Here is a 26,982-nt window from a genome sequence, read left to right as displayed (position 1 = left end):
GGCCCGCGCTCCCGGCGTGCGCGGCGCCCGCCTCCCGGCCCGCGCCCGGCGCCCGGTGCCCCGGGTCCGCGCGGGGCGCGTTGCGCCGTGCGGGTGGGATTCGCGGCGCACGCCGACGTGTCTGCGCCCCCGCCCCCGCCCCGTCCACTTCAGTGAGTGGGCAATAGGTGTGATCATCTCTAAATTCCACAAACAGGACGAAGAGGTACAAGTCATGTCCCACGTCGGTGCCCCACGCGGGAGGACATGCTCCCGAACGCTCCGCTCCGTCGCGCTTCTGACCACCGGTGTGCTCGCCCTGCCCACCCTGTCCGCATGCACCTCGGAGAAGGACGGGAGCGAGCCCTCGGCCGCCGCCGCCCCGGACATCGCCCCCACCAAGCGGGACCGGATCAAGCACGGCGGCTCCGTGCGCTGGGCGATCGACACCATGCCCGCCACCCTCAACGCCTTCCAGGCCGACGCGGACGCGGCCACCGGCCGGGTCGCCGACGCCGTACTTCCCTCGCTCTTCCGGATGGACAAGGCGGGCCGGCCGCAGCGCAACCCCGACTATCTGGAATCCGCCAAGATCGTCGAGCGCGAGCCCAAGCAGGTCGTGCTCTACAAGCTCAACCAGCAGGCGGTGTGGAGCGACGGCCGGGAGATCGGGGCACCGGACTTCGTGGCGCAGTGGCGCGCGCTGCGCGGCAAGGACTCCTCGTACTGGACGGCGCGCAACGCCGGCTACGAGCGGATCGAGAAGATCGAGCGCGGGGCGAACAACCTGGAGGTGCGGGTCACCTTCAACAAGCCCTACGCCGACTGGAAGTCCCTGTTCACCCCGCTCTATCCCAAAGAGGTGACGGGCAAGCCGAACGCGTTCAACGACGGCGCCAGGGCCGCCCTGAAGAAGACGGCCGGCCCCTTCACCGTCAAGAAGGTGGACCGCAAGGCCAAGGACATCACCCTCGTCCGCGACCCGCGCTGGTGGGGGCAGCCCGCCATGCTCGACTCGCTCGTGCTGAGCGCCGTACCGCGCGACAAGCGGGCCGCCGAACTCGCCGCGGGGAAGCTCGATCTCGCGGAGATCGACAGCGGCCAGGCGAATCGTATCGCCCTGGCGATCAAGGAGAAGGCGGCCGGCAGCGAGCCGCTCACGCACGGCCCCGGCGCCGAGATCACCCCGGCCTCCGCACTCCGCTCCTGGGCGCTGGCCCACGGCTCCGACGACGAGAAGGCGGAGCTGGCGCGGGAGGCCAGGAAGGAGAACGCCGAGGCCGTCCGCCGGTACGCGGAGGAACAGCGCGGGCTGAGCGGCATCGTCGTCCGCAAGTCGCTGGAGCCCGCCTACACCCAGCTCGCCCTGAACGGCGAGTCGGGACCGCTCGCCGACGAGCGGGTACGGCGCGCCGTCGCCCGCGCGCTCGACCGCAAGGAGCTGGCCCAGACCGTACTCAAGCCGCTCGACCTGCCGGCCGAGCCGCCGGGCAGCCATCTCGCACTGGTCGGGCAGCAGGCGTACGCGGACAGCAGCCGCGCGCTCGGCAAGCAGGACACGCACGAGGCGCTGGCCCTGCTGGCCGACGCGGGGTGGACGCCCGCCGGCGCGGTGGAGAAGCCGGACGGCACGAAGGCGGGCAGCGCGGGACAGCGGAAGAAGGGCGCGGGGGAGAACGACGAGGACGGCGAGTCCTCGGGCACGTCCGACGAGTCGACGACCGACGAGAAGCGCGCCGAGCACGGCGCCGCCCAGGGCGCCGGACCCGAGGCCGACCGGGAAGGCGACCAAGGCGACCAAGGCGACCAGGAAGCCGAAGCGGCGGCCGAGAAGAGGGAGCGCGAGGCGGCCGACGACGCCGCCACCGACGAGGGCACGTACATCGTCGGCGACGACGGGAAGCCGGGACACGGGAAGCCGGGACACCGGGCGCCCCGCCCCGAGTCCGCCACCCACATCCTCGCGCCCGCGCCCGCCGCCGCCTTCCAGGGCACGGTGCTGCTGCGCCAGGCCGCCGCCGTCGACGACACGGACACCGCGCGGCAGGCGGTGCAGGCCGCCCAGGACAGCCAGGACCGGCCGGGCGGCATGGCGGGCGCCTACGCCCCGCGCGGCACGGCGGCCCCCGCGGCCTCCGCCTCCCCCTCCGGCTCGCCCGCCCCGGTGGGCGGCCCGCTCGGCAAGGACGGCAAGCCCCTCACCCTCCGCTTCGTCCTCCCCGCGGGCGAGGGCACCGAGTCGCTGCGCGCCGTCGGCGAGCGGATCTCGCGGATGCTCGACCGCGTCGGGATCAGCACGGAGATCACCAAGGTCGCCGACGACAGCTACTTCAAGGACCACATCGCCTCCGGCGACTACGACCTGGCGCTCTACTCCTGGCCCGCCAGCCCCTACCCGGCCACCGACGGCCGGCCGATCTACGCCAAGCCCGTGCCCGCCAGTGACGGATCGCTGCTGGTGGAGCAGAACTACACCCGGGTCGGCACGGACCACATCGACCAGCTCTTCAACCGCGCCGTCGCGGAGCTGGACGAGGACAAGTCCCGTGATCTCGTACGGCAGGCCGACGCCCGGATCTGGGCCGCGGCCGGCTCCATCCCCCTCTACCAGCGCCCCGAGCTCGTGGCCGTCAAGCCGGGGCTGGTGAACGCCGGCGCCTTCGGCTTCGCCGCCCCGCGTTACGAGGACGTCGGGTGGGAGGAGCCCGGAGCCTCCGGACCGGACGGCGGCAAGAAGAAGTAGGAATCGCGCCGGAAGACAGAGCGCACGCGCCGGAAGAAAACGGCAGGCGGCGCCCACACAGCGGAGAAGTACCAGGTCAGCGCCGTTTCGTAAGCTCAGATACCCATCAATTCACTTGCCCGCCGGCCACCCCGGCGGGCAAGCTCGTTCCCGTCCCCGACCCGGGCTTCTCCACCCTCCGTAGCGCCGCCCCACCCCTCCATATCCCTGCGCACACCCCGCGAGCACCCCCGCGCAGACCCGCTCACACCCTCCGCAGACCCCGCTCACACCCCGCATCACCGTGATTCAGGCCTCTCCGATCGGGCCGGGAAGCCCCATACGCCGTGGCCCCGTACGATGGAAGAGCCGTGGCGTGTCCGCCCGGCGGGCGTACGAGGAAAACAACGCCGCACCCACGATCGAGAGAAGCGCCAGCCAGCATGCCCACGCGCCACGACATCCGTAACGTCGCCATCGTCGCCCACGTCGACCATGGCAAGACCACTCTGGTCGACGCCATGCTGAAGCAGGCCGGCGCCTTCGCCGCGCACGCCGCCGAGCACCTCGACGACCGGATGATGGACTCGAACGACCTGGAGCGTGAGAAGGGCATCACGATCCTCGCCAAGAACACGGCGGTGAAGTACCACCCGAAGTCGGGTGGCGACCCCATCACGATCAACATCATCGACACCCCCGGCCACGCGGACTTCGGCGGCGAGGTCGAGCGCGGTCTGTCGATGGTCGACGCCGTCGTGCTGCTCGTCGACGCGTCGGAGGGCCCGCTCCCGCAGACGCGCTTCGTGCTCCGCAAGGCCCTCCAGGCGAAGATGCCCGTCATCCTCTGCATCAACAAGACGGACCGCCCCGACTCCCGGATCGCCGAGGTCGTCGACGAGACGTACGACCTCTTCCTGGACCTGGACGCGACCGAGGAGCAGATCGAGTTCCCGATCGTCTACGCCTGCGCGCGGGACGGCGTCGCCTCGCTGACCAAGCCCGAGGACGGTACGGTCCCGGCCGACAGCGAGAACCTGGAGCCGTTCTTCTCCACGATCCTCGCCCATGTCCCGGCCCCCGAGTACGACGAGGCCGCGCCGCTCCAGGCCCATGTCACCAACCTGGACGCCGACAACTTCCTCGGCCGTATCGCGCTCTGCCGCGTCGAGCAGGGTGAGCTGAAGAAGGGCCAGACCGTCACGTGGATCAAGCGTGACGGCACGATGTCCAACGTCCGCATCACCGAGCTGATGATGACGGAGGCGCTGACCCGCAAGCCCGCCGAGAAGGCCGGCCCCGGCGACATCTGCGCCATCGCCGGTATCCCGGACATCATGATCGGCGAGACGCTGGCCGACCCCGAGAACCCGGTCGCGCTGCCGCTGATCACGGTCGACGAGCCCGCGATCTCGATGACCATCGGCACCAACACCTCGCCGCTGGTCGGCAAGGGCGGCAAGGGCCACAAGGTCACGGCCCGCCAGGTCAAGGACCGCCTCGACCGCGAGCTGATCGGTAACGTCTCGCTGCGCGTCCTCGACACCGAGCGCCCCGACGCCTGGGAGGTGCAGGGCCGCGGTGAGCTGGCGCTGGCCATCCTGGTCGAGCAGATGCGCCGCGAGGGCTTCGAGCTGACCGTCGGCAAGCCGGAGGTCGTCACCAAGCAGGTCGACGGCAAGACGCACGAGCCGATCGAGCGCATGACGATCGACTCCCCCGAGGAGCACCTCGGCGCCATCACGCAGCTCATGGCGACCCGCAAGGGCCGTATGGAGACGATGACGAACCACGGCTCGGGGTGGATCCGCATGGAGTGGATCGTGCCCTCCCGCGGGCTCATCGGCTTCCGTACGGAGTTCCTCACCCAGACCCGCGGCACCGGCATCGCCCACTCCATCTTCGAGGGCCACGAGCCGTGGTTCGGCGAGCTGCGCACCCGGCACAACGGCTCGCTGGTCGCCGACCGCTCGGGCTCGGTGACGCCGTTCGCGATGGTCAACCTCCAGGAGCGCGGCGTCATCTTCACGGAGGCCGGCACCGAGGTGTACGAGGGCATGATCGTCGGCGAGAACTCGCGCGCCGACGACATGGACGTGAACATCACCAAGGAGAAGAAGCTCACCAACATGCGTGCCGCCTCCGCGGACACCACGGAGAACGTGGTGCCGGCGCGGAAGCTGTCGCTGGAGCAGTCCCTGGAGTTCTGCCGCGACGACGAGTGCATCGAGGTGACCCCGGAGACGGTCCGTATCCGCAAGGTCGTCCTGGACCAGAAGCAGCGCGGCCGTACCGCCTCGCGCGCCAAGCACGGCTGACGGCCGAACGGCAGGCCAACACGGTCGACGGCCGACAAGCACGACCTACGGCTGACGCGCGGTCCTGATCGGCTACGTCATCAGGACCAGAGCCCGTACGCAGGACGACGGCCCGGCCCCCGCGGAAGCGCGGTGGGGCGGGCCGTTCGTCAATTCGATTTCCGCCCCGGAGGCACCGTGCGGCTCGACCAGAACGTCCGGATATCGGAGCGCCCTCTCCGGAACATGTGTTAACGGTCCGTTTCGGGCCTGTCTGTCTGTTCTTGTTTGTCCGGATTTCGGGCCACCGGGGTCGGTCGATGTTGTCAAAACGAGACCCTTTAAGTGTGGTTTACAGGTCAGTCGTACTCAATAGTTGGCTCCGTTGAGCTCGGGTCAATGGGTCATGCGCGATGGGGAGCGCCGACTCACGAGCACACTTGGGGTACTGCCGACAAGCCCGCTGTCAGGGGTGTCAGCGCGCGTAGACAGTGCCCTTCTCGTAGTGACTAGTGGACTCATGAGGAGGAACCCATGCGCGGTGCCAAGAGCGCCAAGTGGGTAGTGGGCGCGATTGTCGTCGCCCTGTCGGCGACGGCTTGCGGCGGCGGCAGCGACGACAGCAACGACTCGGCTTCGAAGGAGAAGGGCAAGCCCGCGGGCTACATCTCCATCGACAACGGCGAGCCGCAGAAGCCGCTGATCCCGGCAGACACCAACGAGTCCGTCGGCAGCTACGTCATCCAGTCCGTCTTCACCCAGCTGGTCGACTTCGACTCCAAGGGTCAGATCGTCTACACGAACGCCGAGTCGATCAAGACGACCGACTCCAAGACGTGGACGGTCAAGCTCAAGGACGGCTGGAAGTTCCACGACGGCACGCCGGTCACCGCCGAGTCGTACGTCAAGGCGTGGAACTGGTACGCCAACATCAAGAACAACCAGCAGAACGCCTTCTGGTGGGAGGATGTCGCCGGTTACGCCGACGTCCACCCGGAGAAGGGTGACCCGAAGTCCGACACGATGTCGGGCCTGAAGGTCGTCGACGACACCACCTTCACCATCGAGCTCTCGAAGCCGGTGCCGTACTTCGAGTACAAGCTCGGCTACGCGACCTTCGCGCCGCTGCCCGAGGTCTTCTACAAGGACACCAAGGCGTTCGGCCAGGCCCCGGTGGGCAACGGTCCCTACATCTTCGAGAAGTGGGACCACAAGAAGCTCATCCAGGTCAAGGCCAACCCTGACTACAAGGGTCCGAACAAGGCCAAGAACAAGGGCATCCTCTTCAAGAACTACGCGACCGTCGAGGCCGCGTACCAGGACCTGCTCTCCGGCAACCTGGACCTGGTCAAGCAGGTCGGCCCGAAGGACCTGCCGAAGTACAAGCAGGACCTCGGCGACCGCGCGGTCGACCAGCCGTACGCGGCCATCCAGTCCATCGTGCCGACGTTCTACTCGAAGACCTTCAAGGGCATCGACCCCAAGGTCCTCCAGGGTCTGTCGATGGGCATCGACCGCGACACGATCACCAAGACGGTCCTCAACGGCACCCGCAAGCCGGCCACCAGCTTCACCCCGCCGGGTGTCGCCGGTAACCAGGACCTGGGCACCGACGTCTTCAAGTTCAACCCCGCGGAGGCCAAGAAGCTGGTCACCGAGGGCGGTGGCGTCCCCGGCAACAAGATGTGGATCCAGTACAACGCCGACGGTGGCCACAAGGAGTGGGTGACCGCGGTCTGCGAGTCGATCCGTAACTCCACCGGTGTGGACTGCGTCCCGGACGCCAAGCCGGACTTCCAGACCGACCTGGAGGCGCGCGACAACAACCAGGTCAAGTCCGCCTACCGTGGTGGCTGGGTCGCCGACTACCCGCTGAACGTCAACTTCATGCGGGAGCTGTACGGCACCACCGCCGAGGCGAACAACGGCCGGTTCTCGGACAAGGACGTCGACGCGGCCTTCAAGAAGGGCGACAGCGCGAAGACCCTGGAGGAGTCGATCGCGGCCTACCAGGACGCCGAGAAGCTGGTCCTGGAGAAGATGCCGGCGATCCCGCTGTGGGAGTACAAGGCCAACGGTGGCTACTCCAAGTCCGTGGACAACGTGAAGGTCGACTTCCACGGTGACTACGAGCTCACCGAGGTCACCACCAAGTAGGTCGCGCCACGGCCCGAGGGCCATCCCCCCCCACTCGGCCAGAAGCCGCCCCGACGGCGGTGGTCCCGAGGCCGCTCCCCCGCATAGCACGGGGAGCGGCCTTCGGGGCTGAAGTTATTTCATTCGGAGGCAAACATGGGGCGTTATGTCGCGCGGCGACTGCTCCAGATGATCCCGGTGTTCATCGGGTCAACCCTGCTGGTCTTCTCCATGATGTTCGCGCTGCCCGGTGACCCCGTGCGCGCGCTCGCCGGTGAGCAGACCTCCGATCCCTCGCAGATCGCTGCGATGAAGAAGGATCTCGGGCTCGATCTGCCGCTCTGGCACCAGTACTGGAACTATCTGACCGGCCTGTTCCAGGGTGACTTCGGCACACAGATCGCGAGCGGGCGACCGGTCGCCGACATCATCTCCGAGGCGTTCCCGATCACGGTCCGCTTGGCCCTGTTCGCCTTCGCCTTCACCGTGCTCGTCGGTATCTCGATGGGGGTCTTCGCCGGTCTGAAGGCCGACACCCTCCGGGACCGCGGGCTGCTCATCCTGACCCTGCTGCTGATCTCCGTTCCGTCCTTCGTGCTCGGCTTCCTCGGCCAGTACTTCTTCGCCTTCCAACTCGGCTGGGTGGACCCGAACGTGAGCGGGGAAGCGAGCTGGGACGAACTGTTCCTGCCCGCCGTGGTACTCGCCTCGCTCTCCCTGGCGTACGTGGCACGGCTCACCCGTACCTCGATCGCGGAGAACCTGCGCTCCGACTACATGCGCACCGCGGTTGCCAAGGGGCTGCCGCGCCGTCGTATCGTCGTCGTGCACCTGATGCGCAACTCCATGATCCCGGTGGTCACCTTCCTCGGGACCGACCTGGGCTCGCTGCTGGGCGGCGCGGTCGTGACCGAGGGCATCTTCAACGTCAAGGGTGTCGGTAACGCCATCTTCGACGCGCTCAGGCACCGGGAGGGCGCCACGGTCGTGGGCATCGTGACCCTGATCGTGGTCGTGTATCTCGTCGCCAGCCTGCTCGTCGACCTGCTTTACGCGGTCCTGGACCCGAGGATCCGTTATGCCTGAGGCACTCAAGGACACCACCAAGGACACCGGTGGGGTGAAACCGGCCGAGGCGCTGGCCGAGGCCCCGGCGGCGCCCGCCGACGGCTCGCTGGGCAAGCCCCGCAGCCTGTGGTCGGACGCCTGGAACGACCTGCGGCGCAACCCGCTCTTCCTCATCTCCGCCGTGCTGATCGTGGTACTGCTGGTGATGGCGATCTTCCCCGGGCTCTTCACCGGGGCGGACCCGCGGTACGCGGATCTCGCCAACCACTACCTGCAGAAGCCGAACTGGAGCCACTTCTTCAAGGAGGACTGGTTCGGTTACGACATCCAGGGCCGCTCGGTCTACGCACGCGTGATCTACGGGGCCCGCGCCTCCATCACCGTCGCCCTCGCCGTCACCGCGCTCGTCACCGTGCTCGGTACGGTCGTCGGCATGCTCGCCGGTTACTTCGGCGGCTGGATCGACACCCTGCTCTCCCGGGTCACCGACATCTTCTTCGGCGTCCCCTTCATCCTCGGCGCGATGGTCGTCCTGACCTCGTTCGAGGAGCGCCACGTGTACGTCGTGATCCTGGCCCTCGCCTTCCTCGGCTGGACCCAGATCGCCCGTGTCGCCCGTGGCTCGGTGCTCACCGTCAAGCAGGCGGACTACGTGATGGCGGCCAAGGCGCTCGGCGCCTCCACCACCCGGATCCTGCTGCGGCACATCCTGCCCAACGCGATCGCCCCGGTGATCGTGGTCGCCACCATCGCGCTCGGCGGCTACATCTCCGCCGAGGCCACCCTGTCCTTCCTGGGCATCGGCCTCGCCGAGCCGACCGTCTCGTGGGGTGTCGACATCTCCTCGGGCCAGGAACAGCTCCGTAACGCCGCGTTCGTCCTGATCATCCCGTCGGTCATGGTCTCGATCACCGTTCTGGCGTTCATCATGCTCGGCGATGCGGTACGCAACGCCCTCGACCCCAAGCTGCGCTGAGGGAGGCGTACATGACCATCATCGAGAAGACAGCGGACCGGTCCGCTCCGGATGCCTCCGGCGGCGAAGGCGGCATGCTGCTGGAAGTCCGTGACCTGCACGTGGAGTTCCACACCCGGGACGGCGTGGCCAAGGCGGTCAACGGAGTCAACTACAGCGTCGCCGCCGGGGAGACCCTCGCCGTGCTGGGCGAGTCGGGCTCGGGCAAGTCCGTGACCGCGCAGGCGATCATGGGCATCCTCGACATGCCTCCGGGCCGCATCCCCAAGGGAGAGATCCTCTTCCGGGGCCAGGACATGCTCAAGATGAGCAACGACGAGCGGCGCAAGATCCGCGGCCGGAAGATCGCGATGATCTTCCAGGACGCGCTCTCCTCGCTCAACCCCGTGCTCTCCGTCGGCTACCAGCTCGGCGAGATGTTCCGGGTGCACCAGGGCCTCTCCAAGAAGGAGGCCAAGGCCAAGTCCATCGAGCTGATGGACCGGGTGCGTATTCCGGCGGCGAAGGACCGGGTGAACGATTACCCGCATCAGTTCTCGGGGGGTATGCGTCAGCGGATCATGATCGCGATGGCGTTGGCGCTGGAGCCGGATCTGATCATCGCGGACGAGCCGACGACGGCGCTCGATGTGACGGTCCAGGCGCAGGTGATGGATCTGCTGGCCGAGTTGCAGCGTGAGTTCAACATGGGCCTGATCCTGATCACCCACGACCTCGGTGTCGTTGCGGACGTCGCGGACAAGATCGCGGTGATGTACGCGGGTCGGATCGTGGAGACGGCTCCGGTGCACGAGATCTACAAGCGTCCGGCGCATCCGTACACCAGGGGTCTGCTGGACTCGATCCCGCGCCTGGACCAGAAGGGCCAGGAGCTGTACGCGATCAAGGGCCTGCCCCCCAACCTGCTGAAGATCCCCAGCGGTTGCGCGTTCAACCCGCGCTGCCCCTCGGCGCAGGACATCTGCCGTACGGACGTCCCGCCGCTGGTGCGGGTGACCGAGCGCGACGGCGGCGAGCTGCCGGGCCGCGGCAGTGCGTGCCACTTCTGGAAGGAGACGATCCATGGCTGAGCCGGCGAAACGAGACGAGGCCGCCCGGGCCATGGACGGCGCGAACGGCCAGGACGCGGCGGACACCACCCCGAACGTCACCGAGGTGGACGTGGTCGACGCGGCGAGCGAGTCGGCCTCCGTCGCCGCGATCGAGGCGCCCGTCGAGCGCGGCGAGCCGATCCTCCAGGTCCGCAACCTCGTCAAGCACTTCCCGCTGACGCAGGGCATCCTCTTCAAGCGGCAGGTCGGCGCGGTCAAGGCCGTCGACGGCATCTCGTTCGACCTGTACCAGGGTGAGACCCTGGGCATCGTCGGTGAGTCCGGCTGCGGCAAGTCCACCGTCGCCAAGCTGCTGATGATGCTGGAGACGGCCACCGCGGGCGAGGTCTTCTTCAAGGGCGAGGACATCACGAAGCTGTCGGGGCGGGCGCTGAAGGCGGTGCGGCGGAACATCCAGATGGTGTTCCAGGACCCGTACACCTCGCTCAACCCCCGGATGACGGTCGGCGACATCATCGGGGAGCCGTACGAGATCCACCCGGAGGTCGCGCCGAAGGGTGAGCGGCGGCGGCGGGTCCAGGAGCTGCTGGACGTGGTGGGGCTCAACCCGGAGTACATCAACCGCTACCCGCATCAGTTCTCGGGCGGTCAGCGCCAGCGCATCGGCATCGCCCGCGGCCTCGCGCTCCGGCCGGAGGTCATCGTCGCCGACGAGCCGGTCTCGGCACTGGACGTTTCTGTACAGGCGCAGGTCATCAACCTGATGGAGAGGCTCCAGAACGAGTTCAGCCTCTCGTACGTCTTCATCGCGCACGACCTGTCGATCGTCCGGCACATCTCGGACCGGGTGGGCGTCATGTACCTCGGCAAGATGGCCGAGATCGGTACGGACACCCAGATCTACGACCACCCCACGCACCCCTACACCCAGGCGCTGCTGTCGGCGGTCCCGGTCCCCGACCCGGAGGCCCGCGAGGGCCGCGAGCGGATCATCCTCACCGGAGACGTCCCCTCCCCGGCCAACCCGCCGTCCGGCTGCCGCTTCCGCACCCGCTGCTGGAAGGCGCAGGACCGGTGTGCGGAGGAGGTGCCGCTGCTCGCCGTCCCGGAGCGCTTCAAGGACTCGGACACCGAGGCCGCGCACGAGTCGGCGTGCCACTTCGCGGAGGAGAAGGACGTGGTCCACGCGGCCTGACCCGCGTCACGCCCCGCACCGCCCGAGGGCCCGGAACCGTGTGGACGGTTCCGGGCCCCGGTGCGTTCGCGGTCCGCCCTTTCGGCGTTGCGTCACATAAGACGATCACGACAGAATCCGGCTCATGACCATGAGCGGGAACGGTTCACCAGGGCGGGAACGCCCCTTGCGCCTGGCGGATCTGGCCCGCTCCGAGCCGGGCGGAAGCCGCCCGGGCCCGGTCACCCCGCCGGCCCCCGCGGCGTTCGCGGCCGATCGGATCGACCGGATCGAGGCGGCGAGGGCGGAGTTCGCGGCGTTGCTGGGGGAATTCCGGCGTACGGCGGTACTCGTCCCCGACGACGGCCAGGGCAGCCTCTGGACGGCGGAGCAGGGCGGCGTCCGGTGGATCTGCGCCTTCTCGGACGAGGCCGCGCTGGCCCGGTTCGCGCTCGCGCGCGGAGACGCGGCGCGGGAGTGGCCGTACCGTACGGTGCTGGGCGCGCGCCTGCTGGACGTGATGGTGCCACTGCTCGGCGTACCGGCGGGCGTGGCCCTGGACGCGGGCAGCCCCGACGGGACCCTCTTCCCGCCGGTGGCCGGGGTGGTCCCGGAGACGGCGGTCGTGGATCCCGGCGCCGAGGGAACGGCGAAAGCGCAGGGCACCCGGTGAGCGGCGGGGACGCGGGAGACCTCGACGCCCCGGACGAGGCGCTGGCGCTGATAGCCCAGGGCATCGACAAGGCGCACGGCGAACTGAAGGACCTCGGCGCGATCGGCGAGGCGACCGCGGGCCGCGGCTTCTCGGAACTCGCCCTGACCGGGCTGGAGCTGGGACACGAGGGGCTGGCCGCGCAGTTCGATGCCTTCTGCCAGCGCTGGGAGTGGGGCGTACGGGCGCTGATGTGGCGGGGGAACACCTTCGCCTCCGGTGTGGGGCTGTCGGCCGGGGCGTTCCACGAGCAGGAGCAGTACGTCAAGGGCACGTTCAAGATCGCGGTGAACGCGGTGAACGGGAACCCGCACCTCAGTGAGGAAGAGGTCCAGGGCAAGAGCTGGGACGAGATCCGCTCGCAGTCCGCGACCGACGGCGCGGACTACAGCGCCGAGTCGTTCGAGCAGGCGCACGGCGAGACGAAGCAGACCTGGGGCGACACGATGTACGTGGCGGAACGGGGAGCGCTGAAGGACCTCCAGGAGAAGGGCATCGTGAGCCCGGAGCTGAGCGGACCGGGGGACGACAAGCTCCGCGACACCTTCAGCCCCTCGGAGGGGGCCGTCCAGCAGGCGGACGAGCGGTACGGGCCGATCGGCGGACCGGGCGAGGGGACGACTGACGAGGCGGCCGGCCGGTGACCGACTGGGGCGAGCTGGCAGACAAGGGCCTCGGAAAGCTGGAGGCCGGCTGGGAGGCCGGCAAGCGCAAGGTCGGCGAGGGCGTCGACTGGGCGACGGACAAGGCCGGCGCCGGTCTGGAGTACGCGGGCGCCGAGGGTCTGGCGGACCAGGTCGAGGACTGGGGCGACAGCGCCGCGTCCTCGCTCGGTGCGAAGGTGGGGGAGCGGCAGCTCGGCCAGAGCGAGGAGGCCGACGAGCTGATCCACGGCAGCACGGCCAGGATCAACGCGAGCGCGCGGAACCTCACCGACTTCCAGGACGCCTTCGAACTCGTGGGCCGGGGCATGAAGAACCTGGACTCCGGCCACTGGAAGGGTGCGGCGGCCGACGCGTTCCGCGAGAAGTTCGCACCGCTCGGCGGGGACTGGCTGCGCGCCGCGGATTCCTTCGGGGACGCGGCGGGGGCGCTGAAGACATACGCGACGACGGTCACCTGGGCGCAGGCCGAGGCCACGGAGGCGATCGCCCGCCACGAGGAGGGCGAGGCGGCGTCGAAGGCGGCGGTGGCCGCGTACAACAAGAAGGTCGACGCCTACAACGCCGCCAGGACCGGCCCCGATCCCCTCCCGGATCCGGGCGAGTTCACCGATCCGGGTGAGGCGCGGCGGGCACGGGCGCGGGAAATCCTGACCGAGGCCCGCCGGCAGCGCGACGAGGCGGCCGAAACGGCCCGGAAGGCGATCGCGGCGGCGCTGGCCCACGCGCCGGCGATGCCTTCGGCGGCGGAGCGGGCGAAGCTCGGCCTGGTCGACTTCTCCGTCAGCCGGTCCACGGAGATGAGCCACTTCGGCGGCGGCATCGTCAAGGGCACGGTCGGCATCACCAACTTCGTCCGCTCGGTCAACCCGATGGACGCGTACAACATCACGCACCCGGCCGAGTACTACAAGGGCGTCAACATGACGCTGGCCGGCCTGGTCGCGGTGGGCGCCGACCCCGACCAGGCACTCAAGGACGCCTGGATCGCGGCGAAGAAGGACCCGAGCGAGTTCGCCGGCCGCATCGTGCCCGAACTGTTCGGTACGAAGGGCACGGGCCGCGCGGCGGGCGGCGTCAGGAGCGCGGCCCGCGCGGGTATGAGAGACGGCCTCAAGAATGGTTTGAGAGAGAGTGCCGGAAGCCCGTTCGATAATCTGGCGAGCAGAGGATCCGGAGCCGACCTTCCGGCATTCGAGGACGTGAAGAGGGCGGTCATCGAGAGCTCGCCAGAGGTGTCGCCGCGAAAATGGTCCGATCAGGACGGGCATTACTATGCAAGTCGAGTTCTCAAAGGCGGGCGGCCGGATGGCGAGACCGTATTGGCCGGCCATGGGTATATTGAAGTTGGAGCAGGTGAGGTAACAGTACCGCCGGGCACGAGCGTCTCATTTTATGTGGCGCATGGCGACAGGATCCCTGGACTCAACGGCGTTGCTGTGGAGGGAGGTTCTTACCCCGGGACGGCGATGGAGAAGTTCGTGCCAGGAGATAGGATACCGAACTACACCCTGGCTCCACCCGAAGCGAAGGGGCCGGGTGGATTCACGGTTTACGAGAACTCCACAACAGTCTCACAACGAACGATGCTCGCCGATCTCCTGAAAACCGACATGGGGAATGTGCACTGGGCGGCCTGTCGTGAGTTCAAGCAGTAGCCTACAGCAGCCTCGGCAAGGGAGAATCGGGTGAAGATTCAATGAGTAGCGCAGGGCAGCCGGGAGAGTCATGGACTCTGACGGATGTGACTCTTGTGGTCAAGAAAGATGACCTCGACCCTGATTCGGTCACGGGGCGCCTGGGGTTGCGCCCCTCGGCTGTGCGGCTGCCTGGCGTTGATCGCTGGAATCCTGCCGGGGATACTGACGGGCAATGGCGTCTGCAGTGTGACGAGCGCACGACCAGAATTTTCTCGGAGCAGCTCGATGTGATTCTGCGGGCAGCCGAAGGGTGTGCCCGGGTGCTGGAAATATTGAGAGCCGAAGGCTGCGAAACTTTTATCGTCATTTCGGGTTTTGCGGATGATGACTCCCAGATCGTCTTCTCCGGAGAGGACATGGCAAGGATTTCTCGCCTGCAAACCTCGGTGAAAATTATTCCCAATGTCAATGAGCGATAGTTGGCTTAGTGAGGATGTGTCGTGGCTGTGTTCGAGGCCTGGGAATCGGTGAATATCTCACTGGCTGTAATGAAAGAGCCCGTCGATGCCCCGATTGTCTGTGGCTTTCTGAGCATTGATGCTGTTCCGTCGGAGCGTGGTGTTCTCATCAGCTCCGGGCCGAATTGGTGGGCGTACACTTATGGCGAGGGTTTCAGTGATGACTTGGATTCAAAAGTCGTTGCGCTGGTAGACCGCTTCAAGCCTTGCTTGGGTGGGGTGGAAAATCTCCGTGAAACTGGTCATACGGTTCAAGTGGCCATCGCGGGAACGGTGAGAACCGGCTCCCAATTGTCTCTTTCGCCTCGGGTGATTGGTAGGTTGGCATCCCTGGATATTCCTATTACGGTTACTTCGCTCACGGATGCTCAGGAAGAGGATCCTCTGAGTTGGCTCGACGGGTGAAGGCTCGTCTTGGTAAATAATGATCATGAAGGGCGAGGCGGCTGGTTGGGGCACCAGGGCGCCTGGAACGTCTGCCTGGGATGAATTTTAAGGTCGATGCTTGGTGCGGTCCGAGAAGAACGTTGAATGATTGTTTTCTGGGCGGGGGGCCGGAAATTCTGCATGGGATCGGAGATCTCCGCCTCCCGCTATCGAGTATGCGACCCGGCTTCGGGCTGCCCTGGGTGCGGTCTTGGCGCTGGCGATGTCGGAGGAGTTCGAGGACGATGATTTCCCTGTCGATACGATACCGGCCTGGTTCAGGGCTGTGTGCCTCGGAGGTCATGGTCCCGTCGAGGATTTCGCCCGGGTGGGCGCCTTGCGCTACTCGGAGAGAATTGGAGAGGGGCCCTGGGGTTTTGCGGGACTGGCTGTATCGATTTCATCCGGAAGCGGAGGTGCGAGGGTGGGCGTGGTGGGATCTGACGTCCCTGCCGGATGGTCGACTGAGGCTGCGGGTTGACGCGTGGGGTGAATCATTCTTCGCGTGGGAGGAATTGCGGTGGCTTCTGTACATGTGCGGTGCGAGTGAGGTCGACGGTCCGATCCTCAGGCGTCCGGAGGTATGGGCGGAAGAGGTATCCGTATGAATGAGAAAGTTCGCGCGGTTTTCACGGACGATGCCATCACGGTGTATCAGGCGTATCCAGTGAGGATCGCTGATCCCGCAGTGGCAGCCGGCACATTTGTGGATCCGTTCAAGCGCACACGGATGACGTGGATCAAGCCCTCGTTCCTCTGGATGATGTATCGCTCGGGCTGGGCCACGAAGCCGGACCAGGAGCGGATCCTGTCCATCCAGATCACGCTGGAGGGATTCGAGTGGGCTCTTTCTCGCGCATGCCTCAGCCATTTCGACCGGACCCGCTACCGCGACAAGGCCGAGTGGCGGGCGGAGTTGGAGTCGAGTCCGGTTCGGGTGCAGTGGGACCCTGACCGCGATACCGCCCTGAATCCGCTGTCCCGACGCGCCATTCAGATCGGTCTGTCGGGGGAGGCGGTCGACAGGTATCTGGACGACTGGATCGTCGGCATGACCGACATCACCGGTACGGTCGGCGACATTCGCCGGGCGGTTCGCGGTGGGGATCGCGAGGAAGTGGCCGCCCTACTGCCGGACGAGCGAGAGTATCCGCTTCCGGCGGCTGTGGGCGAACGCATCGCGCGCATGCGGATATCGCCGTGATCGGCCGTCTCATGCACAACAGGAGTGGAGGCTCGCGTCGGATGCGTGCATAAGATGCGTGATCATGAGCATGCCACCCCCGCCCCATCAGTCTCCGGGCCCGTACGGCCCCCCGCAGCAGCCGAACCCGTACGCCGCCCACCCGTATCCGCCCGGGTACTACCAGCAGCCCCCTCCGCCGTACGCCGGCCAGGCACCCTGGGGGCAGTTCCCGCCGGGGCCGCCTCCGCGCAAAAACCGGCCGGGTCTGATCCTCGGTATCGTCGCGGCGTCGGTCGGGGGACTCCTCGTCCTCTCCTACCTCGGTAATCGGGGTAGTGCTTCCTCCGACGATTTCGCGGCTGCCGAGTACAGGCTCACCGCGCCGAAGACACTGCTGAACAGCAGCTACGAGCTGGTCAAGGACGGAAGTGCCGACTCGAACGACCGGTTGAAGAGGGATGGTTACGGCGACGGTCCGGACGTACTCAATGTGCGAGGAATCCTGGGTTCGTACACCGGATCCGCTACGGATGCGCAGAGCGGGCTCGCCCTTGTGGGAATGTACGGCCAGTTCAAGAACCCGGAGAAGGAGAGGGAGGGCCTGTTGCGCGGCATGCGGCAGGCGGACGGGATGAGCGAGCCCAACCCTTCACGGGTCATCACGCCAGAAGGGGCAGGCATCGATCTGGAATGCACTGTCCTGCTCTCCGATGACGACGACGGGACCTCCACTGTCCCCGTATGCGCATGGGGTGATGAGAACACCGTCGGCTACGTTGCGTTCTTTACCCCTGAGGATTCCGCGCAGGATGCGGATTCGGTCGACCTCGACGCCACGGCGCGGAACGTCCAGGAGATACGTGACGAAGTGCGGCAGCGCATCGGCTGACCATGCCCGGTGGTCGCCGGCTACAGGTTTCGAAGTCCCCTGTGCCCATGCCGGACTTGAAGGCCTGCCACTCACCCGGCGTGAACCGGGCGCGCGACACGTTCGGCGGCGGACTTCCGGCGGTCTCACGGCGGGGTCACAATCACCCCCTGAGCGCACTGGGCGAACTTCTCCCGGCTCACCTCCACCGCGTCAACTGCGTCTTCGAGGCTGGTGCGGTACCCGTCATCAGGCGATTCCCCTTCGAGCGTCTCGCGGAGCACTCTCTTGAGGTACATCCGCAGGGACCGTACGTCCGACCACACGTTCACGGCCTCCGCGGCCACGGTTTTCGGCCCCATCAGATCGAGCCGTGCCTGTGCCTTGTAGAGGGCGTCCACCGCGGTACCGAGCTCTTCGACGGCTTCGCGCAGCACATCGGCCGGAGGCGGGGAGTCCCGGGCGGAGTCCCGTACGCCGTCCTGGTGTGCGACGCGGTGCAGCACACTGTCGACCGGCTCCGCCGCCTTCATGAATGCGAGGTATGCCTCCAGGCGTTCGCTCCGCAGCGTCCGACCGTGATCGACCGCCCCCTGGTCACGAGCCTGCCGCCGAGCGGCCGTATACGTCAGCCACGAGGTGCACAGGGTGCCGGCGACGCCTACTCCGGCTCCCGCCACGGCCGCCCATCCTTGGTCCATGCGGTCCATCCTGCTGCCGTATGCCGTCGCGCGAGACCTTTTCCTCAGATCCCCGCGTCTCCTAGACTCAATGAAGTTGACGAAGCGTCACACACATGCGTGATCACGGGCCATTGGTTTGGAGGTCGGGCAGATGGCCGCAGCATCACACCGCCCACCGGGCGATCCGGCGGAGGATTCGGCACAGCGTTTCGCCTCCGAGTTACGAGCCCTCCGCAACTCCGCAGGCAGTCCGACGTACCGCCAGATGGCCGCGCGTACCGACCAGTCGACCAGTGCCCTGTCCAATGCCACGAGTGGCAGACAGCTGCCGACCCTCGAAGTCACCTTGGCCTACGTCGAAGCCTGCGACGGCGACCGCACGGAATGGGAACGACGGTGGCAAGCGGCGAAGGCCGAACTCGGCACGACACCGCCACCGGCACGGCGGTGGCCGGTCGTTGCCGCCGCAGGCGGCGTCGTGCTCTTATTGGTGGCCGCCGGGGCAGTTCTCGCGAGTCGGCTCACGCACGAGCCGCCACCATCGGACGCGGCCGACCACACCCCCCGCTTCTTCGCCGACGATGATGCCTTCAACCAGCGGCAATCGCGTCCCCAACTGGCGCCGGACTCGGCGCGGATGGTCGCCGACCTGCTCGCCCTGGGGCGGGTGGAGTTGTACTCCGGCAAGGCCGGATCCTTTGTGTACCGAGCCACCTCCAGCACCCCGACCTACGAAGTCACCCCGCGCAAGCACGTCGGTCAATGGGGGCCCAACCCCTTCGAAGGCGTCGGCTTCCCCTGGGACGCATCGTGGAAGGCGCCGCCACCGGAGCGCCAGTGGACGGTGGTGGTCACGGCGGACGGGCGGTCGGTGGAGTGCTGGCGGACCGAGGTGCGGGATGGCAGGCCGAGCTGTGAATGGGGAGCCGTGTCCGACGCCCGTGGCTCGTCGGTCGCTGACAAGGGGCAGGCCACCGGCAGTGGTCTGTCCCGCCTCGCCGGATTGATCACCCGCGAGGACTGGAAGGCCGGCCGCATCGATCACGCTCTGAGCTTCGGCACCCCGGACAACAACGACCAGTTCGTCTTCCCGGCGGTTGAAAGCGATGGCCCGGGGCAAGGCCGCTGGAGCGAGGGCCAGTTCATCTGGCTTGACCGCGCGTACGACATCGACGCCGACACCTCGCTCAAGCCGTACGAGCGGATGGTCGCAAAGGCACTGCAGGAGTACGGCGCGTTCAACGTCAAGAACGCCGAGGAGTTCAGCTTCACGTCCGAGTACGGATCGAAGCCGCCGGGCAACAACGGCGAGGCCTACGCGCCTCTCACGCATATCAAGTTCGAGAAGTATCTGCGGGTCGGAACGATCGAGCCCGCGTCGTAAGAGGCTGTGGTGCTCGGCGTCGTTCAGCGGGACGGAAGCCTGCCTGGCGGTTGGGTGTCGGTAAGCGGTTGGGGCTTCCCTTGATAGTGGGCACGCTGTCACGCTGGGCGCGAAGGGAGCCGCTTCGGCCTCCAGGCCCAGGACGTCGTGGACCCACGCCGCCCGGTACCGCCACCTCCGCGTGGTCGGGGAGGGCGGTGGCCAGGGCCAGGAGCCGCTCCCCGGGCCTGGTCGGGGGCGCCCTGCTCGCGCAGTGCGATCGCTTCGGCCAGGCGGCCGATCCGGGGGTGATCGTTCATGCCCGACTCATTTCAGGTCGCGACGGGCAGACGCCCTGGCTAGACTTAGTCAAGTGGTTAGTCCATTCAGTGATCGCATCGCGAGGCAAGCGTGGAAGCAGCCCGGCAGTACAACGTTCATGAGGCCAAGACGCATTTCTCCCGGATCCTGGAACAGGTGGCGACCGGCGAGGAGGTCGTGATCAGCAAGGCAGGAGAGCCGGTGGCCAAGGTGGTGCCGCTGCGCCCCAAGGTGATGAGGACCGGCCGGGGCTCGCTCCGTGGGCGTATCCACATCCCGCACGACTTCGATGACCTTCCTGATGATCTCGCCGACGCCTTCGGGATGCACTGATGCGCCTCCTGCTCGATACTCATGTGATCCTCTGGTGGCTGGACGATTCGCCTGAGCTGTCCGACGAGATCAAGGACCTGCTGGACACCGAGCCCGGTGTCTACGTGAGCGCTGTGTCACCGTGGGAAATCGCGATCAAGCAGTCTCTCGGGAAGATAGAGGGGCCCGAGGATCTCGCCGAGCGGGTGCGCGACTGCCAGTTCACCGGGTTGCCCGTCACGGCCGGGCACGGAGTGCGGGCGGGGCGGCTGCCGGGGCACCATCGGGACCCCTTCGACCGGATACTGATCGCCCAGGCACAGACCGAGGGGATGACCCTGGTGACCCGGGACAAGTGGATCCCCCAGTACGACGTACCGGTCATGCCGGTGTGACGGGCCGGGGATCACGGGGTGTCGACCGGGGGCGCGGGCACGGGCGGACCGGCGTCCGGTGGCGGCAGTGGTTCCGGGTGGTGGCAGGCCGTCAGGTGGGTGGGGCGGCTGCCGTTCTGGCGGGTCAGCGGGGGTGTGCGGGTCGCGCAGGTGTCCGTCGCCTTCCAGCAGCGGGTGCGGAAACGGCAGCCCGAGGGCGGGTGGACCGGGGAGGGGACGTCGCCCGTCAGGCGGATGCGGGGGCTGGGCGGGGTGTCGTCGTCCGGGAGCGTCATCTCGGGGACCGCCGAGAGCAGGGCCCTCGTGTACGGGTGACGGGGGGCGCCGTACAGCTCGTCCCGGTCCGCGATCTCCACGATCCGGCCCAGGTACATCACCGCCACGCGCTGCGAGAAGTGGCGTACGACGGCCAGGTCGTGGGCGATGAAGACGAAGGCGATACCCAGTTCGCGCTGGAGCTGCTGGAGCAGGTTGACCACCTGCGCCTGGATCGAGACGTCCAGCGCCGAGACCGGCTCGTCGGCCACGATCAGCCTCGGCTGCGGGGCGAGTGCCCTGGCCACCCCGATGCGCTGGCGCTGGCCGCCGGAGAACTCGTGCGGGAAGCGGTTGTAGTGCTCGGGGTTGAGGCCGACCGTGTCGAGGAGTTCGCGTACGCGTCTCTCCCGGCCGCCCGGCGGGTCGATGCTGTTGATCTCCATCGGCCCGGCGATGATCCTGCCGACCGTCTGCCGCGGGTTGAGCGAGGCGTACGGGTCCTGGAAGATCATCTGGATCTCGGGGCGCACCGGTGCCAGCCGCTTGCGCGGGGCGTGCGTGATGTCCTGGCCGCGGTAGGTGATCCGGCCGGCGGTCGGTTCGAGGAGCCGGGTGATGAGCCGGCCCGTCGTGGACTTGCCGCAGCCGGACTCGCCGACCAGGCCCAGGCTCTCGCCCTCGGCGACCGTGAAGTCGAGTCCGTCCACGACCTGGACGGCGCCGACCGTACGCCGGACGGGGAAGCCGCCCGTGATCGGGAAGTGTTTGACGAGTCCGGAGATCTCCAGGAGGGGTGTGGGGGTGCTCATGGGGGTGTTCGGAGGGGTGCTCGTGGGCGCGGTCATTCGGGGCGGGGTCCCTTCGGTGGGGTGTGTGCGGGATCGGCCCGGCCGCTTCACGACGGGCCCGCTCCCGCGAAGTCCGCGGAGAACTCGATCCGTTGCGCGGGCGTGAGGTGACAGGCCGCCCCGTGCCCGGTGTCCGGTTCCAGCGGCGGCAGCCGGGTCGCGCAGCGCGTGCCGCCCACCTGTTCGGTGAAGGCGCAGCGCGGGTGGAAGCGGCAGCCGCCGGGCGGGGTGAGGAGGCTGGGCGGGGTGCCGGGGATGGGGGCGAGGGGGATGTCCACGGGGGATCGCAGGCTGGGCATGGAGCCGAGCAGGCCCCAGGTGTAGGGGTGGTTGGGGGTGCGCAGGACCTCTTTCCTCGTGCCCCGCTCCACGCTCCGGCCGCCGTACATCACGAGGATGTCGTCCGCGATGCCGGCGATCACGCCCAGATCGTGGGTGATGAGGACGATCGCGGTGCCGGTCTCCCGCTGGAGCTCCCCCAGCAGGTCCATGATCTGGGCCTGGACGGTGACGTCCAGCGCGGTCGTCGGCTCGTCCGCGATCAGCAGCGCGGGGTCGCAGACCAGCGCCATCGCGATCATCGCCCGCTGGCGCATCCCGCCGGAGAACTGGTGCGGGTAGTCGTCGGCCCGCATGTCCGGCTGCGGGATCCCGACGCGCCCGAGCATCTCGACGGCCCGCGCGCGGGCGGCCTTCCGGGAGGCGCCGGTGTGCTTGCGGTACGTCTCCGCGATCTGCCGGCCGACCGTGTGGTACGGGGAGAGCGCGGCCAGCGCGTCCTGGAAGATCATGGCCATCGTGTTCCCGCGCAGCCGTTCCAGTGCGCGTTCGCCCGCGGTGAGGAGATCGCGCCCGTCCAGCAGGATCTCCCCCTCGATGGCCGTGCGGCCGCGGTCGCGGTCGTGCAGGCCCAGGACCGCCAGGCCGGTGACGGACTTGCCGGAGCCCGACTCGCCGACGATGCCGAGGGTCCTGCCGCGCGCCACGTCGAAGGAGAGCCCGTCGACGGCGCGTACGGTGCCGTCCTCGGTGGCGAAGCGCACCCGCAGGTCGCGGACGGAGAGGAAGGGGGCGGGAGGTGAGGTGCTCATGGGGTGTGCCTCCTCGGGGCGGTGGGGTGCCTCTTTGGAGCGTGGGGTGCCTCTTCGGGGCATGGGGTGCCTCCTCGGGCCTGGCGGGTCTCATGTGAGGCGTACGCGCGGGTCGATGACGGCGTACACCGCGTCGACGACGATGTTGAAGACGACGATCGCCCCCGCCGCGACGAGCACCACCCCGAGCAGCAGCGGCAGGTCGTTGTCCTGCACCGCCTTGACGGAGAGCGCGCCGATGCCGTGCAGGCCGAACGTCTGCTCGGTGATGATGGCGCCGCCGAGCAGGGCCCCGATGTCGAGCCCGAAGATCGTGACGATCGGCCCCATCGCGCCCCGCCAGGCGAAGCGGAAGAAGACCGTCCGGCGCGAGAGGCCCTTGGCGCGTGCCGTCCGTACGTACTCCTCGCCGAGCGTCTCGACCAGCTGGGAGCGGGCCATCCGCGTGTAGTTGGCGGTGAAGATCAGCGCGAGGACGAACCAGGGCAGCAGCAGCCCCCGGAACCAGCCCGCCGGGTCCTGGGTGATCGGGATGTCCTGGGGGCGGCCGAGGAGGTGCCACTGGTCGGTGAGGTAGTACATGGCGACCACTCCGACGATGTAGATCTGGAGCGAGGAGCCGACCAGCGAGGCCGACGACGCCACCTTGTCCAGCGCCCTGCCCTGCCGGACCGCCGCGAGCATGCCCGCGCCGACGCCCAGCACCACGAAGACGACGGCGCTGCCGAGGGCGAGCGACAGGGTGGTGGGGAAGCGGTCGAGGATGGTGCCGAGGACCGGTTCGCGGTTGTGGAACGAGTAGCCCAGGCAGGGCGCCGGGCAGTGCCCGAACGACGCGTAGTCCCGGCCGGCGAACACCCCCCGGAGCCAGTGCCAGTACTGCACGGGCAGCGGGTCCGCGATGCCCAGGTTGCGCCGTACCAGCGCCAGCGTCTCGGGGGTGCAGACCTTGCCGCAGGCGACCCGGGCCGGATCGCGGGGCGCGACGTAGAAGAGGACGAAGGTGAACGCGCTGATGACCAGCAGGATCACCGCCGCGCCGAGCGTCCGGCGCACGAGGAAGCGGAGCATGGCGTGTTCTCCTCGGGTTCCTCCGGCTTCCTCAGGACCTGGCATACAGCTTGTAGAGCACGGCCGCAGAGAACAGCGGGTCGTAGAGCGCCCCGCCGACCTCCGACCCGGCCAGGTAGAAGCGGCGCTGGTACGTCTCCGGGATGATCGGCGCCTCCTCGGTCATGATCCGCCGGTCCAGCGCGGCCCATGCTGTGCCCGCCTGCCGGGGGTCGGCGATCACCACGTCCTTCCTGATCGCCGCGTCCACCCAGCCGACCTTGAGCTGGGAGATGTTGTTGGCGCCGTCGGCGATGGTGCCGCCGTCGAAGAGCGGCTGGATCAGGGTGTAGCCGGTGGGCCAGTCCGGGGCCCAGCCGAACCACATCACGTCGAACCGGTTGTCGATCTGCTGGACCTGGTCGTAGTAACTGGTGGAGTCGAGCGGCTTGATGACGGGGGTGAAGCCCGCCTTCTTGAGCGCGTTCTCGATGACGACCTTGGTCTTGTCGTAGTTGTCCGCCTGGGGGAAGGCGTAGACGATCTTCTGGCCGGTCCTCCCCGCCTCTTTGAGTAGCCTCTTCGCGGCCTCCGGGTCGCCCTGCGGCTTCTTCAGCTTCCCGTAGACGTCGAACTTCTCGCGCCCCAGGATGTCCGGGCTGAGGATCGTCGTGGCGAGGTCGCCCGCCGAGGGGCCGCCGTAGATCTGCCGGATCTGCTCCAGCGGCCAGGCGTGGATGAGGGCCTGGCGCACCTTCAGGTCGGGGACGCGCCGGGTGTTGATGGCGTAGTAGTAGAGGCCGGTGAGCAGGCCGTCGATGGTGCGCTTCTTCAGCGCGGGATCGGTGAGCACCTTCTGGATCCGCTCGGCCGGCACTCCGCTGTACGCCATGACCGCATACCGGTCGTCGCCCGAGTCGGCGATCAGCCGGTCGGAGGCGGCGAGCGCCTGCGGCCCGAACTCGAAGGCGAAACGGTCCGGATAGGCGGTGCGGATCGCGTCCGTCCGGGGATCCCAGTGCGGATTGCGGGTGAGCGTCATCGACTTGTCGACCGCGTGCTGCGTGAGCTTGTACGGTCCGGCCGAGACCGGGTCCTTGTCGTACTTCTCCTTGGTGTCCAGCCTGACCGGCACGGCCCCGTACGAGTGCATCGCCAGCGTGAAGTTGAGGTCCGGGCGGGCCAGCTTCAGATGGAAGGTGATGGTCCCGCGCCGCGCGTCGGTGACGACGGAGTCGAGGTGCTTGCCGCCGTACGGGCCCTTGTACGCGGCCCGGTAGTCGGTGGAGCCGGTCAGCGCGGTCTGGAGATAGCCGGCGCCCTCGGTGGTGAAGCTCGCGAAGCCGCGTTCGATGCCGTGGCGTACGTCGTCGACGGTCAGCTCGCTGCCGTCCTCCCACCGGAGGCCGTCCTTCAGCGTGAACGTCCAGGTCCTGCCGCCGTCGGAGAGGGTGCCCGCGTCGGTGGCGAGGTCGCCCACCAGCTTCATGGAGCCGTCCGGCGCGATCTTGTAGCCGGTGAGGCAGCGGATGTACAGGTTGCCGACCGTGGAGTTCCAGGAGAAGTAGATGCGCTGCGGGTCGAGATGGGAGAAGTCGTCGGGCCCGATGCCGCGGATCGTGCCGCCCGTGCGCGACCCGGCGACGGCGGGGGCGGGCCCGGTGGAGTCCGCGGCGGTGCCGACGGCGACCGTACTGCCGGTGTACTTCGTGGAGCCCGCGGAGCCGGTCCCGTCTCCCGGGCCGCTGCCGCCGGAGTTGCCGCTGCTGCAGGCGGCGAGGAGCGCGGAGCCGCCGGCCGCGGCCGCTACGGAGGTGGTGATGACGAAGGTTCTGCGTGAGAGGGACATGTCCGCTGTTTCCTGCCCTGTCGAGTTCGAGGTGGAAGTCGAGTTCGAGTTCGAGTCGATGCGGAGGGGGAGTGAAGCGATGCCGGTCGGAGCGGCGTGGCCGGGGTCAGCGCCTGATCCTCGGGTCCAGTGCGTCGCGTACCGAGTCGCCGAGGAGGTTGAAGGCGATCACGAAGATCACCATCGCCACCCCCGGGAACAGCAGGAACGTGATGTCGTTCTGGTACACGTTCGCGCCGCGCTGGATCATCACGCCCCAGTCGGGGGTCGGTGAGCTGAGGCCCACGCCCAGGAAGGCGAGGCCCGCCTCGGTGGTGACGAAGAGGGGGAGCGCGAGGGTCGCCTGGATGAGGATCGGCGTCCACAGGTTGGGGAGCAGCTCCTTGAAGATGATCCGCGCCGGGGACGCGCCGGTCACCTTCGCCGCCTCCACGAACTCCCGCTCGCGCAGGGCGAGTACCTCGCCGCGCAGCAGCCGGGCGATGGGCGCCCAGCCGAAGGCGGTCATCACCGAGATGAGGCTGGTGACGGTGAGCCAGACCGGGGTGTTCTCCTCCGGCGGGACCAGGATCGAGATCAGCACCGGCCAGAACGCGATGAAGAACAGCGTCGAGGGGAACGCCAGCAGGATGTCGATGACCCGGCCCACGAGATAGTCCGTCCGGCCGCCGAGGTATCCGGCCGTGACACCGATGACGACCCCGAACACCGCCACGAGCAGCGTGGTCACGGTGGCGATCAGCAGCGAGTTGCGGATCCCGTACAGCAGGAAGGTGAAGACGTCCCGGCCCAGCCCGGGTTCGATGCCGAACCAGTACGTGCCGCTGATACCGCCGTTGGGGCGGACCGGGAAGCCGAAGTCGTCGAGGAGGCCGGGGTTGTCCTGGCCGTAGGTGTCGTACGGGTTCTTCCCGTAGAGCCGGGCGATCAGCGGGGCGCAGACGGCCACGACGAAGAAGAAGGCGACGACGCAGGCGGCGGCAACGCCCGTACGGTCGCGCCGGAAACGCCGGCGAGCGAGCTGTCCCGGGGAGCGGCCGGCCGCCACGGTGCCGGACGGGGCGGGGGCGGTGCCGGACGGGGCGGTGAGCGGAGAGGGCGCGGAGGTCATGATGCTCCTGGCCGAAAGAGATCGAAAACTCCGCGGTCAAACCCGCGGGCCAATCGGACTTTTTCAATCGGTATGTGCACAGTCAATGAATTCTTCGTGGCCTTGAGCGCCTCTTTTGCGGCTTGGTGCGTGCATGGCCAACCGTTGGTGCGAATGCGCTGCCGTCATGACCGGACCGAGAGATCCCCGGCTCCCGGCGTGCGTACATCCGGAGGGCGGATCCGGCCGTTCAGGTGAGTCGAATAGGCGTATTGCGCCCTATGGGTGGATATTGGGGCCCGGTCG

The 26,982-nt window shown here is 68.0% G+C and carries 23 protein-coding genes; 17 read left to right on the top strand and 6 right to left on the bottom strand.

Annotated features, from left to right (window positions below):
- Positions 1-214: 214 nt before the first annotated feature.
- The 14 genes from ACFTZC_RS19370 (at position 215) to ACFTZC_RS19305 (ending at position 17,437) form a co-directional block, all read left to right on the top strand.
- Complete coding sequence (locus ACFTZC_RS19370; RefSeq protein ID WP_382891233.1) at positions 215-2,722, top strand: ABC transporter family substrate-binding protein; 2,508 nt, start codon at positions 215-217, stop codon at positions 2,720-2,722.
- A 422-nt stretch (positions 2,723-3,144) separates the two neighbouring features.
- On the top strand, positions 3,145-5,019 hold the full coding sequence (gene typA / locus ACFTZC_RS19365) for a translational GTPase TypA (protein WP_382891231.1): 1,875 nt from the start codon (positions 3,145-3,147) through the stop codon (positions 5,017-5,019).
- Positions 5,020-5,532: 513 nt separating this feature from the next.
- Positions 5,533-7,155 carry an ABC transporter substrate-binding protein gene (locus tag ACFTZC_RS19360; protein ID WP_382891229.1) on the top strand — a complete coding sequence of 541 codons (1,623 nt, stop codon included), beginning with the start codon at positions 5,533-5,535 and terminating at the stop codon, positions 7,153-7,155.
- Between the two features lie 135 nt (positions 7,156-7,290).
- Positions 7,291-8,220, top strand: coding sequence for an ABC transporter permease (locus ACFTZC_RS19355; protein ID WP_365815600.1), 930 nt, complete (start codon positions 7,291-7,293; stop codon positions 8,218-8,220).
- Positions 8,213-9,178, top strand: a complete 966-nt coding sequence (locus tag ACFTZC_RS19350) for an ABC transporter permease (protein ID WP_382891226.1) — start codon at positions 8,213-8,215, stop codon at positions 9,176-9,178. The genes ACFTZC_RS19355 and ACFTZC_RS19350 overlap by 8 nt, the downstream gene beginning before the upstream one ends.
- An 11-nt stretch (positions 9,179-9,189) precedes the next feature.
- The gene (locus tag ACFTZC_RS19345; protein ID WP_382891224.1) at positions 9,190-10,248 is read left to right on the top strand and encodes an ABC transporter ATP-binding protein; all 1,059 of its coding nucleotides are present in this window, start codon (positions 9,190-9,192) and stop codon (positions 10,246-10,248) included.
- Between the two features lie 31 nt (positions 10,249-10,279).
- Entirely contained in the window at positions 10,280-11,425 is a 1,146-nt protein-coding gene (locus ACFTZC_RS19340) for an ABC transporter ATP-binding protein (protein WP_382891384.1), read from the top strand.
- A 124-nt stretch (positions 11,426-11,549) separates the two neighbouring features.
- Positions 11,550-12,077, top strand: a complete 528-nt coding sequence (locus ACFTZC_RS19335; RefSeq protein WP_382891222.1) for an SseB family protein — start codon at positions 11,550-11,552, stop codon at positions 12,075-12,077.
- Positions 12,074-12,760, top strand: coding sequence for a hypothetical protein (locus tag ACFTZC_RS19330; RefSeq protein ID WP_382891220.1), 687 nt, complete (start codon positions 12,074-12,076; stop codon positions 12,758-12,760). Before ACFTZC_RS19335 ends, ACFTZC_RS19330 begins: the two co-directional genes overlap by 4 nt.
- Entirely contained in the window at positions 12,757-14,436 is a 1,680-nt protein-coding gene (locus ACFTZC_RS19325) for a putative T7SS-secreted protein (RefSeq protein ID WP_382891218.1), read from the top strand. Before ACFTZC_RS19330 ends, ACFTZC_RS19325 begins: the two co-directional genes overlap by 4 nt.
- Before the next feature lie 86 nt (positions 14,437-14,522).
- Positions 14,523-14,897: a DUF4279 domain-containing protein gene (locus ACFTZC_RS19320; protein WP_382891216.1), complete on the top strand. Its 375-nt coding sequence runs from the start codon at positions 14,523-14,525 to the stop codon at positions 14,895-14,897.
- Between the two features lie 21 nt (positions 14,898-14,918).
- Positions 14,919-15,341 carry a hypothetical protein gene (locus ACFTZC_RS19315; protein WP_382891215.1) on the top strand — a complete coding sequence of 141 codons (423 nt, stop codon included), beginning with the start codon at positions 14,919-14,921 and terminating at the stop codon, positions 15,339-15,341.
- A gap of 625 nt (positions 15,342-15,966) precedes the next feature.
- Positions 15,967-16,566: a DUF4291 domain-containing protein gene (locus tag ACFTZC_RS19310; protein WP_382891213.1), complete on the top strand. Its 600-nt coding sequence runs from the start codon at positions 15,967-15,969 to the stop codon at positions 16,564-16,566.
- Positions 16,567-16,630: 64 nt separating this feature from the next.
- Complete coding sequence (locus ACFTZC_RS19305) at positions 16,631-17,437, top strand: hypothetical protein (protein ID WP_382891211.1); 807 nt, start codon at positions 16,631-16,633, stop codon at positions 17,435-17,437.
- A gap of 125 nt (positions 17,438-17,562) precedes the next feature.
- Here ACFTZC_RS19305 and ACFTZC_RS19300 read toward each other — a convergent pair whose 3' ends face one another.
- Positions 17,563-18,117: a hypothetical protein gene (locus ACFTZC_RS19300; RefSeq protein WP_382891209.1), complete on the bottom strand. Its 555-nt coding sequence runs from the start codon at positions 18,115-18,117 to the stop codon at positions 17,563-17,565.
- Positions 18,118-18,250: 133 nt separating this feature from the next.
- Here ACFTZC_RS19300 and ACFTZC_RS19295 point away from each other — a divergent pair, with 133 nt between their 5' ends.
- The 3 genes from ACFTZC_RS19295 to ACFTZC_RS19285 all read left to right on the top strand — a co-directional run bounded on the left by ACFTZC_RS19295 (position 18,251) and on the right by ACFTZC_RS19285 (position 20,490).
- Positions 18,251-19,483, top strand: a complete 1,233-nt coding sequence (locus ACFTZC_RS19295) for a helix-turn-helix domain-containing protein (RefSeq protein ID WP_382891207.1) — start codon at positions 18,251-18,253, stop codon at positions 19,481-19,483.
- 390 nt (positions 19,484-19,873) lie between these two features.
- Complete coding sequence (locus ACFTZC_RS19290; RefSeq protein ID WP_382891205.1) at positions 19,874-20,116, top strand: type II toxin-antitoxin system Phd/YefM family antitoxin; 243 nt, start codon at positions 19,874-19,876, stop codon at positions 20,114-20,116.
- On the top strand, positions 20,116-20,490 hold the full coding sequence (locus ACFTZC_RS19285; protein WP_382891203.1) for a type II toxin-antitoxin system VapC family toxin: 375 nt from the start codon (positions 20,116-20,118) through the stop codon (positions 20,488-20,490). Before ACFTZC_RS19290 ends, ACFTZC_RS19285 begins: the two co-directional genes overlap by 1 nt.
- Positions 20,491-20,501: 11 nt before the next feature.
- Here ACFTZC_RS19285 and ACFTZC_RS19280 read toward each other — a convergent pair whose 3' ends face one another.
- From ACFTZC_RS19280 to ACFTZC_RS19260, 5 genes are all read right to left on the bottom strand, one after another.
- Positions 20,502-21,557, bottom strand: a complete 1,056-nt coding sequence (locus ACFTZC_RS19280; RefSeq protein ID WP_382891201.1) for an ABC transporter ATP-binding protein — start codon at positions 21,555-21,557, stop codon at positions 20,502-20,504.
- Between the two features lie 86 nt (positions 21,558-21,643).
- Complete coding sequence (locus ACFTZC_RS19275) at positions 21,644-22,687, bottom strand: ABC transporter ATP-binding protein (protein WP_382891199.1); 1,044 nt, start codon at positions 22,685-22,687, stop codon at positions 21,644-21,646.
- A gap of 90 nt (positions 22,688-22,777) precedes the next feature.
- Complete coding sequence (locus ACFTZC_RS19270) at positions 22,778-23,758, bottom strand: ABC transporter permease (RefSeq protein ID WP_382891197.1); 981 nt, start codon at positions 23,756-23,758, stop codon at positions 22,778-22,780.
- Positions 23,759-23,789: 31 nt separating this feature from the next.
- Positions 23,790-25,586 carry an ABC transporter substrate-binding protein gene (locus ACFTZC_RS19265; RefSeq protein ID WP_382891195.1) on the bottom strand — a complete coding sequence of 599 codons (1,797 nt, stop codon included), beginning with the start codon at positions 25,584-25,586 and terminating at the stop codon, positions 23,790-23,792.
- Positions 25,587-25,692: 106 nt separating this feature from the next.
- On the bottom strand, positions 25,693-26,697 hold the full coding sequence (locus tag ACFTZC_RS19260; RefSeq protein WP_382891193.1) for an ABC transporter permease: 1,005 nt from the start codon (positions 26,695-26,697) through the stop codon (positions 25,693-25,695).
- Between the last annotated feature and the right edge of the window lie 285 nt (positions 26,698-26,982).

The organism is Streptomyces sp. NPDC056987 (genome assembly GCF_042673865.1).
GTDB lineage: Bacteria > Actinomycetota > Actinomycetes > Streptomycetales > Streptomycetaceae > Streptomyces.
This window is presented reverse-complemented; position numbering and strand designations above follow the sequence as displayed.

Excerpts from the sequence above, each read along its gene's own strand:
- ACFTZC_RS19360 (WP_382891229.1), top strand. The coding sequence starts at position 5,533 with ATGCGCGGTGCCAAGAGCGCCAAGTGGGTAGTGGGCGCGATTGTCGTC.
- ACFTZC_RS19260 (WP_382891193.1), bottom strand. The coding sequence starts at position 26,697 with ATGACCTCCGCGCCCTCTCCGCTCACCGCCCCGTCCGGCACCGCCCCC.
- ACFTZC_RS19280 (WP_382891201.1), bottom strand. The coding sequence starts at position 21,557 with ATGAGCACCCCCACACCCCTCCTGGAGATCTCCGGACTCGTCAAACAC.
- typA (WP_382891231.1), top strand. The coding sequence starts at position 3,145 with ATGCCCACGCGCCACGACATCCGTAACGTCGCCATCGTCGCCCACGTC.
- ACFTZC_RS19370 (WP_382891233.1), top strand. The coding sequence starts at position 215 with ATGTCCCACGTCGGTGCCCCACGCGGGAGGACATGCTCCCGAACGCTC.
- ACFTZC_RS19300 (WP_382891209.1), bottom strand. The coding sequence starts at position 18,117 with ATGGACCAAGGATGGGCGGCCGTGGCGGGAGCCGGAGTAGGCGTCGCC.
- ACFTZC_RS19335 (WP_382891222.1), top strand. The coding sequence starts at position 11,550 with ATGACCATGAGCGGGAACGGTTCACCAGGGCGGGAACGCCCCTTGCGC.
- ACFTZC_RS19275 (WP_382891199.1), bottom strand. The coding sequence starts at position 22,687 with ATGAGCACCTCACCTCCCGCCCCCTTCCTCTCCGTCCGCGACCTGCGG.
- ACFTZC_RS19270 (WP_382891197.1), bottom strand. The coding sequence starts at position 23,758 with ATGCTCCGCTTCCTCGTGCGCCGGACGCTCGGCGCGGCGGTGATCCTG.
- ACFTZC_RS19265 (WP_382891195.1), bottom strand. The coding sequence starts at position 25,586 with ATGTCCCTCTCACGCAGAACCTTCGTCATCACCACCTCCGTAGCGGCC.
- ACFTZC_RS19310 (WP_382891213.1), top strand. The coding sequence starts at position 15,967 with ATGAATGAGAAAGTTCGCGCGGTTTTCACGGACGATGCCATCACGGTG.
- ACFTZC_RS19340 (WP_382891384.1), top strand. The coding sequence starts at position 10,280 with ATGGACGGCGCGAACGGCCAGGACGCGGCGGACACCACCCCGAACGTC.
- ACFTZC_RS19345 (WP_382891224.1), top strand. The coding sequence starts at position 9,190 with ATGACCATCATCGAGAAGACAGCGGACCGGTCCGCTCCGGATGCCTCC.
- ACFTZC_RS19285 (WP_382891203.1), top strand. The coding sequence starts at position 20,116 with ATGCGCCTCCTGCTCGATACTCATGTGATCCTCTGGTGGCTGGACGAT.
- ACFTZC_RS19305 (WP_382891211.1), top strand. The coding sequence starts at position 16,631 with ATGAGCATGCCACCCCCGCCCCATCAGTCTCCGGGCCCGTACGGCCCC.
- ACFTZC_RS19355 (WP_365815600.1), top strand. The coding sequence starts at position 7,291 with ATGGGGCGTTATGTCGCGCGGCGACTGCTCCAGATGATCCCGGTGTTC.
- ACFTZC_RS19295 (WP_382891207.1), top strand. The coding sequence starts at position 18,251 with ATGGCCGCAGCATCACACCGCCCACCGGGCGATCCGGCGGAGGATTCG.
- ACFTZC_RS19350 (WP_382891226.1), top strand. The coding sequence starts at position 8,213 with ATGCCTGAGGCACTCAAGGACACCACCAAGGACACCGGTGGGGTGAAA.